This window comes from Pseudomonas sp. StFLB209 (genome assembly GCF_000829415.1).
In the GTDB taxonomy this organism is placed as follows: domain Bacteria; phylum Pseudomonadota; class Gammaproteobacteria; order Pseudomonadales; family Pseudomonadaceae; genus Aquipseudomonas.
This window is the reverse complement of record NZ_AP014637.1, coordinates 521,515-534,222: the sequence shown is the minus strand read 5'-3', so window position 1 is coordinate 534,222 and position 12,708 is coordinate 521,515. Positions and strand designations below refer to the sequence as shown.

The 12,708-nt window shown below is 61.8% G+C and carries 12 protein-coding genes; 3 read left to right on the top strand and 9 right to left on the bottom strand.

Features of this window, described 5'->3' with window-relative positions:
* Positions 1–320 precede the first annotated feature (320 nt).
* From PSCI_RS02405 to PSCI_RS02375, 7 genes are all read right to left on the bottom strand, one after another.
* Entirely contained in the window at positions 321–1,085 is a 765-nt protein-coding gene (locus PSCI_RS02405; RefSeq protein WP_045482359.1) for an ABC transporter ATP-binding protein, read from the bottom strand.
* Positions 1,086–1,093: 8 nt separating this feature from the next.
* Positions 1,094–2,206, bottom strand: coding sequence for a succinylglutamate desuccinylase/aspartoacylase family protein (locus PSCI_RS02400; protein WP_045482356.1), 1,113 nt, complete (start codon positions 2,204–2,206; stop codon positions 1,094–1,096).
* Between the two features lie 11 nt (positions 2,207–2,217).
* Complete coding sequence (locus tag PSCI_RS02395; RefSeq protein WP_045482354.1) at positions 2,218–2,928, bottom strand: ABC transporter permease; 711 nt, start codon at positions 2,926–2,928, stop codon at positions 2,218–2,220.
* A complete protein-coding gene (locus tag PSCI_RS02390; RefSeq protein ID WP_045482352.1) occupies positions 2,925–3,653 on the bottom strand; it encodes an ABC transporter permease in 729 nt (242 codons plus the stop codon). Before PSCI_RS02390 ends, PSCI_RS02395 begins: the two co-directional genes overlap by 4 nt.
* A gap of 79 nt (positions 3,654–3,732) precedes the next feature.
* Positions 3,733–4,515, bottom strand: coding sequence for a transporter substrate-binding domain-containing protein (locus PSCI_RS02385; protein ID WP_045482349.1), 783 nt, complete (start codon positions 4,513–4,515; stop codon positions 3,733–3,735).
* A 309-nt stretch (positions 4,516–4,824) separates the two neighbouring features.
* Entirely contained in the window at positions 4,825–6,525 is a 1,701-nt protein-coding gene (locus tag PSCI_RS02380; RefSeq protein ID WP_045482346.1) for an ATP-dependent DNA ligase, read from the bottom strand.
* Positions 6,522–7,547 carry a ligase-associated DNA damage response exonuclease gene (locus PSCI_RS02375; protein ID WP_045482343.1) on the bottom strand — a complete coding sequence of 342 codons (1,026 nt, stop codon included), beginning with the start codon at positions 7,545–7,547 and terminating at the stop codon, positions 6,522–6,524. The genes PSCI_RS02380 and PSCI_RS02375 overlap by 4 nt, the downstream gene beginning before the upstream one ends.
* Before the next feature lie 168 nt (positions 7,548–7,715).
* Here PSCI_RS02375 and PSCI_RS02370 point away from each other — a divergent pair, with 168 nt between their 5' ends.
* The gene (locus PSCI_RS02370; RefSeq protein ID WP_045493702.1) at positions 7,716–9,050 is read left to right on the top strand and encodes a DEAD/DEAH box helicase; all 1,335 of its coding nucleotides are present in this window, start codon (positions 7,716–7,718) and stop codon (positions 9,048–9,050) included.
* 120 nt (positions 9,051–9,170) lie between these two features.
* Positions 9,171–9,560, top strand: a complete 390-nt coding sequence (locus PSCI_RS02365) for a hypothetical protein (protein ID WP_045482340.1) — start codon at positions 9,171–9,173, stop codon at positions 9,558–9,560.
* A 244-nt stretch (positions 9,561–9,804) separates the two neighbouring features.
* On the opposite strand, the gene PSCI_RS02360 is transcribed toward PSCI_RS02365, so the two are convergent.
* Both PSCI_RS02360 and PSCI_RS02355 read right to left on the bottom strand, forming a co-directional pair.
* Positions 9,805–10,710 (bottom strand): DUF6279 family lipoprotein, encoded by a 906-nt coding sequence (locus PSCI_RS02360; RefSeq protein ID WP_045482337.1) that lies wholly within the window; start codon positions 10,708–10,710, stop codon positions 9,805–9,807.
* 62 nt (positions 10,711–10,772) lie between these two features.
* Positions 10,773–11,501, bottom strand: coding sequence for a TorF family putative porin (locus PSCI_RS02355; RefSeq protein WP_045482334.1), 729 nt, complete (start codon positions 11,499–11,501; stop codon positions 10,773–10,775).
* Positions 11,502–11,725: 224 nt separating this feature from the next.
* Between PSCI_RS02355 and PSCI_RS02350 the strand changes: the two genes are divergently transcribed.
* Positions 11,726–12,562, top strand: a complete 837-nt coding sequence (locus tag PSCI_RS02350; RefSeq protein WP_045482330.1) for a CvfB family protein — start codon at positions 11,726–11,728, stop codon at positions 12,560–12,562.
* Positions 12,563–12,708 lie beyond the last annotated feature (146 nt).

Sequence of the window (12,708 nt, the reverse complement as noted above, 5' to 3'; positions counted from 1 at the left end):
GACCGCAGCCGTGATGTGTTGGTGCCGTGGGATCAATGCTGATCAGTTAAGGCCAACACGGTCCGCTGGGAGTTGGCCTCGCCGACGAAGGGTGCGGTACATCCACAGCAAATGTGCCGGTCTTACTGGCCCTGTCGCGGGCAGAGCCCCCTCTCATCAAACAAATTACAAATCGCTGATTTACAAGGCCCTCCCGTAGGAGCAGCTTTAGCTGCGAAGCCTTTCGCAGCTAAAGCTGCTCCTACGGGGGTGCGTGTTGGCTACGCGACAGCGCGGCGCCGAGGCGGCGGGCGATCTCCCACAGGGCCTGAGTACGGCAATTACTTGAGGTTGCCGCTCAAAAATTGCTGCAAGCGCTCGCTCTGCGGGTTATTGAGCACCTCATCCGGATGCCCGGACTCGATGATCTGGCCCTGATGCAGAAATACCACCTGGGTCGCGACCTTGCGCGCAAAGCCCATCTCGTGGGTGACCAGAATCATGGTCCGGCCTTCTTCGGCCAGGCCCTGGATCACTTTGAGCACTTCACCGACCAGTTCCGGGTCCAGCGCTGAAGTCGGCTCATCAAACAGCATGATGTCCGGCTCCATCGCCAAGGCACGGGCAATCGCTACCCGCTGTTGCTGGCCGCCTGACAAAAACGCCGGGTACTGCTCGGCAACCCGCTCGGGCAGGCCGACTTTCTCCAGGTACTTGCGCGCCCGCGCTTCGGCTTCGGCCTTGGGGACGCCCAACACCCGGCGCGGCGCCATGCTGACGTTTTCCAGCACGGTCATGTGCGCCCACAGGTTGAAGTGCTGGAACACCATGGCCAGGCGGGTGCGCAGGCGTTGCAGCTCATCGGGGTCGGCAACGCGCATGCCGTCCTTGTCCTGAACCATGCGCACCGGCTTGCCGTCCAGGCTCATGGCGCCGTCGTTGGGCTGTTCAAGAAAGTTGATGCAGCGCAAAAAGGTGCTCTTGCCCGAGCCGCTGGCGCCGATCAGGCAGATCACGTCGCCACTCTTGGCCTTGAGCGACACGCCCTTGAGCACTTCGTTATCGCCGTAGCGCTTGTGCAGGCCGTCGATGGTCAGTTTGTACATATCGGTTCTCATGGCGAAAGAAGGTAGCCGCTGCGCCAGGCCTTGGTGCCGGCGATGTGGGCAATGACCATGCCGGCGGTGGCCATGCGCCGCAGCGAGCGGGCATAGAGCAGGCCGGCTTGCGGTGCACGAACCTGGGTCACGGCATCGCTGATGGGGTCGATGATATCGGCGATCAGTTGCCCGGCTTCGACGTGCTCGCCAGGCAGGGCGCAGAACACCAGCAGGCCACCGACCGGGGTGGCGACCGGCTCGACCGCGGCCAGCGGCGTGGCCGGGTACAGCAGCGCCGGCGCGGGTTGCTGGTCGCCGTCGATGGCGCCAAAGCCGATCAGGTACTGGATGATCGCCTGGCAGTCGCGGCTGGCCAGGGCATGGCTGACATCGCCTTGACCGCGCAGCTCCAGGGTGACCGAGAAGCTGCCCAACGGCACCCGCTCACCGAAGCGCTGGCGCAGTTGCCACCAGACCAGGCTGAAGCATTCATCGAACGACTGACCGCCCGAATCGGTGGCCAGCATGCTGGCCTGGGCGCCGATGTAACGTGCCAGCGGCTCGACCTGCGGCCAGGCCTCGGGGGTGGTGTACAGGTGTTCCACCGACTCGAAGTCACAGTGCAGGTCCAGCACCATATCGGCGTCGCAAGCCAGGCGCTGCAAGGTCAGCCGTTGCGATTGCAACTGGGTGCCGGCGCTGTGAGCCGCGAGCGCCTGACGCAGTGCGGCGCGGATCATTTGCAGGTTGTGCTGTGGGTCGGCGTTCAACTGCGCCTGCACCGCGTCGCCGACCTGGTCAGCCAGGTCGACAAAATGCCGGTTGAAGTTCTGCCCGCTTTCCAGCTCGTAGCGGCCCAGCGGGGTGTCCATCAGCACCTGCTCCAGGCCCTGTGGGTTGGCCACCGGCACCACGACGATTTCGCCCTTGAGCTTGCCGGCGCGCTCCAGTTCTTCAAGACGCTGCTTGAGGTGCCAGGCCACCAGCATGCCGGGCAGTTCGTCTGCGTGCAGCGAGGCCTGAATGTAGATCTTGCAGGTGCCGTGCTCCGGACCGTAGTGGAAGCTGTGAATCTGCCGCGCGGTGCCCGGCACTGGCGCCACCAGCGCGTGAGTGAGTTGACGCATGGGGAGCAGTCCTAGTGAGCGGGGCCGAGAAAGGCCAGCCAGCGGCGTTCGGCCAGGCGGAACAGCCCGACCAGAATAAAGGTGATGGTCAGGTACAGCAGCGCCGCGATGCCGAACGACTGAAAGGTCATGAAAGTCGCCGAGTTGGCGTCCCGCGCCACCTTGAGAATGTCCGGCACGGTGGCGGTGAAGGCCACCGTGGTGGAGTGCAGCATCAGGATTACCTCGTTGCTGTAGTACGGCAGCGAGCGGCGCAGCACCGAGGGCATGATCACATGGGCGTAGAGCTTCCAGCCCGACAAGCCGTAGGCCTTGGCGGCTTCGATTTCACCGTGGGCCATGCTGCGGATCGCCCCGGCGAAAATCTCGGTGGTGTAGGCGCAAGTGTTGAGGGTGAAGGCCAGCAGCGTGCAATTCATCGCATCGCGAAAAAACGCATCGAGCAGCGGCTGCTCACGCACGGCGGCGATGCTGTAGATGCCGGTGTAGCAAATCAGCAACTGGATATACAGCGGCGTGCCACGGAACACGTAGGTGTAGAACTGCACCGGCCAGCGCAGCCAGCGGTTTTCCGAAACCCGTGCAATCGACAGCGGAATCGACAGGCAAAAGCCCATGGCGATCGAGGCACTTAGCAGCCACATCGTCATCGCCAGGCCGGTCAGGTGCACGCCGTCGCTGTACAGAAACGGGCGCCAGTATTCCTGGATAAGCTCAATCATCGTCTGGCCTCCCGGCTGCCGGTGGCGTAATGCCGTTCAGCCCAGCGCAGGGCCAGGTTCGAAGCGCTGGTGATCATCAGGTAGATAAACGCTGCCACCACCAGAAAGTAGAACAATTGATAGCTGCTCTTGCCGGCGTCCTGGGACGCCTTGACCAGATCGGCCAGGCCGATGATCGACACCAGTGCGGTGGCCTTGAGCAGCACTTGCCAGTTATTGCCGATGCCGGGCAGGGCAAAACGCATCATCTGCGGAAACACCACGTAGCGAAACCGCTGGCTGCGCCCCAGGCCGTAGGCAATTGCCGCTTCGACCTGACCGCGCGGCACCGACAAAATCGCGCCGCGAAAGGTCTCGGTGAAGTACGCACCATAGATAAAGCCCAGGGTGATGACCCCGGCACTGAACGGGTCAATCTCGATGTATTCCCATTCCAGCGCATCGGTGAGCATGGTCAGCCCGGTCTGCAGGCTGTAATAGATCAACAGCATCAGCACCAGGTCGGGCACGCCGCGAATCAAGGTGGTGTAAAGCTGCGCCGGGACCCGCAGCAGTGGCGAGCCAGACAGCTTGGCGCTGGCGCCCAGCAACCCGAGCAGGATGCTCAGGGCCAGCGACAGCAGCGAGAGTTTGATTGTCATCCATGTGCCTTCAAGCAACAGCGGGCCGAAGCCCCTGAGGCTGAACGCCGAGAGTCCTAAATGGTTCAGCAGAGTGTCGAGCATGGATAAAGCCTTCAGCAACGAAAACGCCCGGTAAAAAGGCGGCGGATTCTCACCTAAATCACCGGGCGTCGGGGCTTTTTTATTTGCCGCTGTACAGGTTCAGATCACCGAAGTGCTTTTTCTGAATTTCAGCGTAAGTACCGTCGTCGTGTAACGCTTTGATACCTTTGTTCAGGAGTTCCTTGAGCTCAGTGTTACCTTTGGCGATACCGATGGCGGTCTTGGACGGCAGCAGGTCGCTGTCGACCGGCGCGCTGACTTCATAGTCGGCACCCTTGGGCGACTTCAGGAAACCCAATTCAGCCTGCAGCATGTCCTGGATCGAAGCGTCCAGGCGGCCGGAGGTCAGGTCGGCGTAGACCTGGTCCTGGTTGGCGTAGGCTTTGGTGCTCACACCGGCCTTGTCCAGCACGGCCTTGGCATAGGCTTCCTGGATGGTGCCTTGCTCGTAGCCGACGGTTTTGCCCTTGAGGGTGGTGATGTCGGCGGACAGGCCTGAGCCTTTCTTGAACACAAAAGAAGTCGGGCCAGAGAACAGCTCGTTGGAGAAGTCGATGACCTTCTCGCGGGCCTTGGTGACGGTCATCGACGAGATCACGCCGTCGAACTTGCGGGCCTTCAGACCCGGAATCATGCCGTCGAAATCGCTTTCGACCCATTTGCAGGTGACCTTCAGCTCTTTGCAGATCGCGTTGCCCAGGTCGATATCGAAGCCTTGCAGGCTGCCATCGGCGGCCTTGGACTCGAACGGCGCATAAGACGGATCGACGCCAAAGCGCAGTTCCTTGTACTCCTTGGCCATCGCACTACCAGCGGCTACACACAAGGCCAATGCAGAAAGGGTCAACCAGGCTTTTTTCATTATTCAATCCTAACCAGAGTGGGGCGCAGCAGTTAAAAACTGCTACCGGCGGATGCCAGACTGCCATGAGGTAGCAATTTCTGAACCAGTAGGACGAACGTGCGTTTGAAATGTACGCGCTTGTCGCATTTCTACATTTATCAACGGTATGGGGTGAGCCCTGTAGGAGCGGCTTTAGCCGCGATGTCTTCCTGGCCTTCGCGGCCTTCGCTGCTAAAGCAGCTCCTACGGGTGTCGCGGTAGCACAGAGCATTTATAAATGTGCACCAAAATGAATCTATGGTTTTTTGATTGCACCAAACCGGCTCATCACCCCAGCAAATCCTGCAACGTCGCCAGGCTGTCGGCTTCGTCCACCGGTTTGTCCTGGCGCCAGCGCAGCATCCTCGGAAAGCGCACGGCGATGCCGCTCTTGTGGCGCTTGGACAACGCAATGCCCTCAAAACCCAGCTCGAACACCAGAGTCGGTGTCACGCTGCGCACCGGGCCGAATTTTTCGACGGTGGTCTTGCGGATGATTGCATCGACCTTGCGCATTTCTTCATCGGTCAGCCCGGAATAGGCCTTGGCGAACGGCACCAGGGTGCGTTCACTGCTGCCGGGCGGGCTGTCCCACACGGCAAAGGTGTAGTCGCTGTACAGGCTGGCGCGTCGGCCGTGGCCGCGCTGGGCGTAGATCAGCACCGCATCGACGCTGAACGGGTCGAGCTTCCACTTCCACCACACGCCCATGTCCTTGGTGCGCCCGACCCCATACAAGGACTCGCGGGCCTTGAGCATCATCCCTTCGACGCCCAGGCGGCGGGCGTCTTCGCGCAGCTCGGCCAGCGCCTTCCAGTTCTGCCCGCTCAGTACCGGCGAGGGCAGCAGCACCGGGCTCTGGCTGGCCTCGATCAACTGGTCCAGTTGCGCGCGGCGCTGGTGTTGCGGGTGGCTGCGCCAGTCTTCGCCTTGCCACTCCAGCAAGTCGTAGCCGAGCAGCACCACCGGCGCATCGCCAAGCAGCTTCTTGCCCAAGGTCTTGCGGCCAATGCGTTGTTGCAGCAGGGCAAACGGCTGTACCCAAGGCGCGTTGTCGGGCTCACCGCTGAGCGCAAAGTCCTTTGTTTCATCGGCAGGCGTCTCGGCGGCTTTCCAGACCACTATTTCGCCATCGATCACTGTGCCGTCGGGCAGTATCTGGGCTAGGCTGTGCAGCTCCGGAAAGCGTTCGGTCATCAGTTCTTCACCCCGCGACCAAACCCACAACTGCCCATCACGCTTGACCAGTTGCGCCCGAATACCATCCCATTTCCACTCCACCAGCCAGTCTTGCGCGGGGCCGAGCAGGGTCTCGAACTGCTCGACCGGCTGCTGTAACGCATGGGCCAGAAAAAACGGGTAGGGCTGGCCGCCGCGCTGTGCGTGTTCGTCGTCAGACTCCGGGGCGATGAGTTTCAGATAAGCCTGCGCACCAGGACGGTGCGAAAGGTCGGTATAGCCGACCAGTCTTTGGGCAATGCGCTTGCTGTCCAGCCCGGTCAGTGCGGCGAGGGCGCGGGTCACCAACAGCTTCGACACGCCGACCCGAAAACTGCCGGTGATCAGCTTGATGCACACCATCAGGCTGTTGCGGTCCAGCTGCGCCCACAACGCCGGCAACCGCTCGGCCAATTCCTCGGGTGGCAGGCCACGTAGCGGCAGCAGGTGTTGCTCCAGCCACACTGCCAGGCCCTCATCGTTGCTGTGTTCGGCATGGGGCAGCAGCAACGACAGGGTTTCGGCCAGGTCGCCCACCGCCTGATAGCTTTCTTCGAACAGCCAGGGCGGCAGGTCGCTCAGCGCCGTGGCCTGCTCACGCAGCACCCGGCTGGGCACCAGTTGCCGTGGTCGGCCACCGGCCAGGAAGTACACCGCCCAAGCTGCATCCTCGGCCGGCGCCTGGGCAAAATAGTCATGCAACGCCGCCAGCTTGGCGTTGCTGGAGGTGGTGGCGTCGAGCCGGGCATAAAGTTCGGCAAAGGCTTTCATGCCGCAGGCTCCTCGCTGGCGGGCGTACGGTCGTCATCCTCCTCGCCGTATTCAGTGCTGAACCCCTGGGCATCCAGGCCCAGCTCGCGCAGATAACGCACCAGAATCGCCACCGAACCGTGGGTGACCATCACCCGCTCGGCGCCGGTCTGCTCGATGGCCCACAACAGCCCCGGCCAGTCGGCGTGGTCCGACAGCACAAAGCCCCGGTCCACCCCGCGCCGCCGCCGGGTGCCGCGCAGCATCATCCAGCCGCTGGCAAAAGCGTCGCTGTAGTCACCAAAGCGTTTCATCCAGGTGCTGCCACCGGCCGATGGCGGCGCAATGATCAGCGCCTGGCGCAGCGCCGGGTCAGTCTTCTTGAAGTCACCGGCGTATTGGGTTGGAGGAATGCGAATACCGCCCTCGCGATAGACTCGGTTCAATGGCTCGACCGAGCCGTGGGCCAGGATCGGCCCGATCTCGGGGTCAATGCCATGCAAAATGCGCTGCGCCTTGCCAAAGGCATAGGCGAACAACACGCTGGCTTTACCCTGCGCGGCGTTCTGGCGCCACCAGTCATTGATGCCGGCGAAAATCTGCGCCTGTGGCGTCCAGCGGTAGATCGGCAGGCCAAAGGTCGACTCGGTAATAAAGGTATGACAGCGCACCGGCTCGAAGGTGGCGCAGGTCCCATCAGGCTCAACCTTGTAATCGCCCGACGCCACCCAGACTTCGCCCTGGTATTCCAGACGCACCTGCGCAGAGCCCAGCACATGCCCGGCCGGGTGCAGGCTCACCGTCACGCCATGATGATTAATGCACTCGCCGTATTCGAGGGTCTGCAGGTTGATGTCCTGGCCCAGCCGCCAGCGCAGGATGCCCTCACCGCTGGCCGTGGCCAAGTAGTGACGGCTGCCGGTGCGCGCGTGGTCGCCATGGCCATGGGTGATCACCGCCCGCTCTACCGGGCGCCACGGGTCGATATAGAAGTCGCCAGGCGGGCAGTACAGACCTTCAGGGCGGGCAACGACAAGATCCATAACACAACCATCACAAGGGGCTTGCCTGTTATGAACCGGCCGGCGGCGTACAAGTTCGATGGATCTGGCGGACAAAAATCCGTAAATCACGCTAAAGAAATTCGGCGTTGGCGCGGGAAACCGTTACGCTATGCGCCTGTATTTTTGTATTTCTTCGAGGTAGCACCCGTGTTTTCCGAATTAGCCCTGCACGAACGCCTGCTCAAAGCCGTGGAAGAGCTCAAGTTTGCCGAGCCTACACCTGTGCAGGCCGCGGCCATTCCCCTGGCATTGCAAGGGCACGACCTGCGGGTTACGGCGCAGACCGGCAGCGGCAAGACCGCTGCATTCGTACTACCGATCCTCAATCGCCTGATCGGCCCGGCCCAGGTGCGCGTCGATATCCGCGCGCTGATCCTGCTGCCGACCCGCGAGCTGGCCCAGCAAACCCTCAAAGAGGTCGAGCGTTTCTCGCAGTTCACCTTTATCAAGGCCGGGATGATCACCGGCGGCGAGGACTTCAAGGTCCAGGCCGCGATGCTGCGCAAGGTTCCGGACATCCTGATCGGCACCCCGGGTCGCCTGCTCGAACACCTCAATGCCGGCAACCTGGACCTGAAAAAGGTCGAAGTGCTGGTGCTCGATGAAGCCGACCGCATGCTCGACATGGGCTTTTCGGAAGACGTCGAGCGGCTGACCGGCGAATGCCCGAACCGTCAGCAGACCCTGCTGTTCTCGGCGACCACCGGCGGCAATGCGCTGCGCGAAATGACCCAGAAAGTCCTGCGCGAGCCCAAGCACCTGCTGCTCAACCAGGTCAGCGAGCTGGCCGAAGGCACCCGCCAGCAGATCATCACCGCCGACCACGACCAGCACAAAGAGGCGATCATCAACTGGCTGGTGGCCAACGAGACCTACCAGAAGGCAATCATCTTCACCAACACCAAAGCCTGGGCCGACCGCCTGTACGGGCGCTTGGTCGCACAAGACATCAAAGCCTTCGTGCTGCACGGCGACAAAGACCAGAAAGACCGCAAGGCGGCCATCGACCGCTTCAAGCAAGGCGGCTCGAAAGTGCTGGTGGCCACCGACGTCGCGGCCCGCGGTCTGGACATCGACGGTCTGGACCTGGTGATCAACTTCGACATGCCACGCAGCGGCGACGACTACGTGCACCGGGTGGGCCGTACCGGCCGTGCCGGCAGCGAAGGCCTGGCCATTTCGCTGATCGACCACTCCGACTGGAACCTGATGTCGAGCGTCGAGCGTTATCTGAAGCAGACCTTCGAGCGCCGGGTGATCAAGGAACTCAAAGGCACCTACAGCGGGCCGAAGAAGGTCAAGGCTTCCGGTAAAGCGGTCGGCAAAAAGAAAAAGACCGACGCCAAGGGCGACAAGAAAAAAACCGCCAGCAAAACCCCGACCAAGCGTCGCACGGCCAACAAGCCGAAGTCTGAGCTGGTCAGCCAGGACGGCCTGGCGCCGCTGAAAAAGCGCAGCACCCCAGCCCCGGCCGCCGAGTAACCGGCGACCATCCGGCGATTGCTCTGAACGCCGCTGACCCCCCTCTGTCACAACCGATGAAGCTGCCCGCCACCGTTAAGGTGCGGGCCACTCATCCATGCTGGACGGAGGTTTTACACCATGGCTTACGATTGGGACCTTATCGAACGTCTGCTGCACGAAGTACAGAACGGCGCAGGCCAGCCCTTTGCGCCGCGCCAATACGCTGAAGATCACGCCCAGGCCCAGGCCGCGCAAGGCGATCCCGCCGGCAACCTGGACCACCTGAAGCAACAGGCGGCGGATCTTGAAGCGCTGCTGCTGCAACGCGGCTTCATCCAGCCCCGCCCCGAGCAGGAAGGCGGCACCGGCACCAACTTCATCCTCACCCCACGCGGCGCCAGCCTGCTGGCGATGATCGACAGCAGCATTCCGGGCAATGACCACCCGCGTTTGGTACTCGATGAACAGGCCGACGCACTGGACCCGGCGACCTTCGACCATGTGGCGGCCAAACCGCAGGTGGCTTGACGGCTCGGTGTCTGCAAACCCGTAGGAGCGGCTTTAGCCGCGAAGGGCTTCGCGGCTAAAGCCAATACTGTCCACTTAAGTACACAAATCTCGGTGGGAGTTGGCTTGCCGACTAAGACGGCGGCACATTCGCAGCAGATGTAGTGTTTTTACTGGCCTCTTCGCGAGCAAGCTCGCTCCCACCGGGTCCGCAGTGTTTATCTGAACAGTATTGCGGCTGAAGCGGATCGCCGCCCGGCCGCTCCTACAACGATTGTGTTGGCTCCAGGGCCATCACCATCGACACCTGTTGCGCCGCCTTTAAACAATCCAGGTCCTGAAAATCCTTGCGCATGTCATCAATCCGGCTCAGCAGCTTCTGCTTCTGCTGCGCGGTGCTCATGGCATAGATATCCGCCACCAGGTTGATCGCAGCCTGTTCGGTGCGCGCGTAGGCTTCGCGGTAGTCGGCGGTCCAGAAGGTCTGGCGGTCTTGCAGCAGGGCGCTGATGCGCGGGGCGAAGTCAGGCTGCTGGCGCTGTTGCAGGGCCGCCAGGAAGCGTTGCTGCCAACTGGCGCGGTTGGCCAGCCAGGCCTGGTTCTGCTCACCCAGCGACACCGACCACTGCTGGACCCGCGCCTTTTGCTCGGCGGTCAGCGAGCCCATCCACGGCGACAGGCGTTTTTCCATGCGCCCGGCGCGGTCGGCGATCTGCTTGTCCAGCGGCTGGTTGAGGTATTCCTTCTGGCGCTTGCTCTGATCGCGTTCGAAGGCTTGCTGCATCTCCTGCACCTGCTTGTCATCCAGGCGGCTGAGCAACTCGACCACCGAAGGGGTGACCTGCCGGGCAATGCGGGCAATCGCCTGTTCGGCCTCACGGGTACGGGTTTGCAGCGCGGCAGGGCTGACCTGATCGTCGCGCACCATCTGCTCAAGCCGGTCGAGCCAGGTCAGGTAACCCGGCAACTGGGTACTGCAATGCCACTGCAAATGCTGCTTGAGGCGTTCATCGAGCCAGTCTTTCTGCTCGCCACGCACCTTGAGGTAATCGCTGAGCGACCAGGGGATGATCACATCCAGGTTGCGATAGGCCAGGCTCACCTGGCCACAGCCGCTCAGCAGCGACACGGCCAGCAACAGGGTAATGACAACTTTCGACAGGTAATCCATGACCTTTCCTCACAACATCGGCCTTGTTGTAGAGAGTGGCGGATCATGGCAGTTCCCTGCAATCAGAACAGCGCACGCACCGCCTTGAGCGTGACTGTCTGCTCGCAGCGCGGGTTATGCCCGCTGTACAGGCCGCAATCATCACCGCTCAGGCTGGAGTCGCTGTAGATCAGGTTCATGTCGATGCCCAGCCAGGGCCGGGACAACTTCAGCGACCAGTCGTTGAAGCCGCCGACCAGCCGGCCGTCACTGGCAATCTGTGCGCTGCCGAACTCGTGGGTGGTGTACTGCATGCGCACGTTCACCCCCAGTTGCGGCATGCTGCCCAGATCAACGAACAGGGTGTTGTTGCGCGTGCCGGTGTCATTGCTGAAGGCCGCGCCCAGGCGGCTGTCGAGAATCCGCAGGCCGGCGTACAGCTCATGGCTGGCCACCTGATTGGTCTCCGGGTAGCTGTAGCGGATCATCCCCAGCTCGTAACCGGTGCTCTGATCAAAGGGCTTCTTGAAGCCCATGTAAGAGTCCAGCTCCATGTTGCTGTCTGGCGTCAGGCCCATGTTCGGTGACCACTGGCCGAAATACAGGCCGCTCTCATGGGTCAGGTCCAGCCCGCCATGAAACGAATCACCGCCGCTTGAGGGTGCCACCAGGCCCTGGGCCATGCTGCGCGTCGGCGTGGTTCCCAGTTTCAGGCTGAAGTCGCCCAGGCTTCGTTCCAATACCTGGGCAGAAGCCGGCTGACAAACCAACAAGGCGCCGAGCAACGGCGTCAGGCATCGAATAACACGCATAAAGCACTCCAGGTGATGGGCGAGGAGTGTGGAAAAAATAGGGTTTGGATTGGGCTGGTGCGCGCAACCCGCGAGCCAGAGCCATCGCAAGAATACCGATGAAATCCGCCGGGGCATGACCGTTCGTCGATTCAACGCCAATTCGGCCACGATCAAGGACCACATGAATGCCCGTCAACAAAACCGGTTAGAATGCCCGCCACGCAATTCAGAGTGATCGGCACATGGCTTTAATCGGGCGCTTCAACAGCTTGCAAATCGTCAAGCACACCAATTTCGGGTTGTATCTGGACGGCGGCGCGGACGGCGAAATCCTCCTGCCCAACCGCTACATCCCCAAGGACGCGCCCACGGAGGTCGATGACTGGCTCAACGTATTCATCTACCTCGACAGCGACGACAAGCTGATCGCCACCACCCTCAAACCGAAAATTCAGGTCGGCGGCTTTGCCAGCCTCAAGGCGGTGCAGGTCAACAACATCGGGGTGTTCCTCGACTGGGGCCTGCCCAAAGACCTGCTGCTGCCGTTCTCGGAAGAAAAGCGCCAGATGGAAGCCGGCGAATACTGCGTGGTGCATGCCTACCTCGACAAACACACCCGGCGTATCACCGCCACCTCGCGGCTGGACCGCTACCTCGACAAGACCCCGGCCACCTACAGCCCCGGCCAGGCGGTCAACCTGCTGGTGGTCGAGCGCACCGACCTGGGCTTCAAGGCGATCATCGAGAACAAGCACTGGGGCCTGATCCACAAAAACGAAGTGTTCAAATTTCTGCGCCCCGGCATGCAAGAGAAAGGCTTTATCAAAGAAGTGCGCGCCGACGGCAAAGTCAGCCTCAGCTTGCAACCCATCGGCGCGGCGGCCGCCGACGACCTGTCCGGGCAAATCATCGCCAAGCTGCGTGAAAACGGCGGTGTACTGGAAGTCAGCGACAAGAGCGACCCCAAACTGATCAGCGACCTGTTCGGGGTCAGTAAAGGCAACTTCAAAAAGGCCATCGGCGGGCTGTACAAACAAGGCCAGATCGCCATCCATGCCGACCGCATCGAACTGACCTGAGGACGGCATTGGCCGGCCAGGCCGGTGGCAGATCACCCACCGGTTTGAGTTGCGTTCAAATTGCTGGCACTACGCTGGGCCGGTGGGAGTCGGCTCAGCCGACGAAGGCGTCAGCAGATTCTATAAATGTGCCGACCTTTGCATCT

Excerpts from the sequence above, each read along its gene's own strand:
- PSCI_RS02380 (WP_045482346.1), bottom strand. The coding sequence starts at position 6,525 with ATGAAAGCCTTTGCCGAACTTTATGCCCGGCTCGACGCCACCACCTCC.
- PSCI_RS02390 (WP_045482352.1), bottom strand. The coding sequence starts at position 3,653 with ATGCTCGACACTCTGCTGAACCATTTAGGACTCTCGGCGTTCAGCCTC.
- PSCI_RS02360 (WP_045482337.1), bottom strand. The coding sequence starts at position 10,710 with ATGGATTACCTGTCGAAAGTTGTCATTACCCTGTTGCTGGCCGTGTCG.
- PSCI_RS02365 (WP_045482340.1), top strand. The coding sequence starts at position 9,171 with ATGGCTTACGATTGGGACCTTATCGAACGTCTGCTGCACGAAGTACAG.
- PSCI_RS02395 (WP_045482354.1), bottom strand. The coding sequence starts at position 2,928 with ATGATTGAGCTTATCCAGGAATACTGGCGCCCGTTTCTGTACAGCGAC.
- PSCI_RS02405 (WP_045482359.1), bottom strand. The coding sequence starts at position 1,085 with ATGTACAAACTGACCATCGACGGCCTGCACAAGCGCTACGGCGATAAC.
- PSCI_RS02355 (WP_045482334.1), bottom strand. The coding sequence starts at position 11,501 with ATGCGTGTTATTCGATGCCTGACGCCGTTGCTCGGCGCCTTGTTGGTT.
- PSCI_RS02350 (WP_045482330.1), top strand. The coding sequence starts at position 11,726 with ATGGCTTTAATCGGGCGCTTCAACAGCTTGCAAATCGTCAAGCACACC.
- PSCI_RS02375 (WP_045482343.1), bottom strand. The coding sequence starts at position 7,547 with ATGGATCTTGTCGTTGCCCGCCCTGAAGGTCTGTACTGCCCGCCTGGC.
- PSCI_RS02400 (WP_045482356.1), bottom strand. The coding sequence starts at position 2,206 with ATGCGTCAACTCACTCACGCGCTGGTGGCGCCAGTGCCGGGCACCGCG.
- PSCI_RS02385 (WP_045482349.1), bottom strand. The coding sequence starts at position 4,515 with ATGAAAAAAGCCTGGTTGACCCTTTCTGCATTGGCCTTGTGTGTAGCC.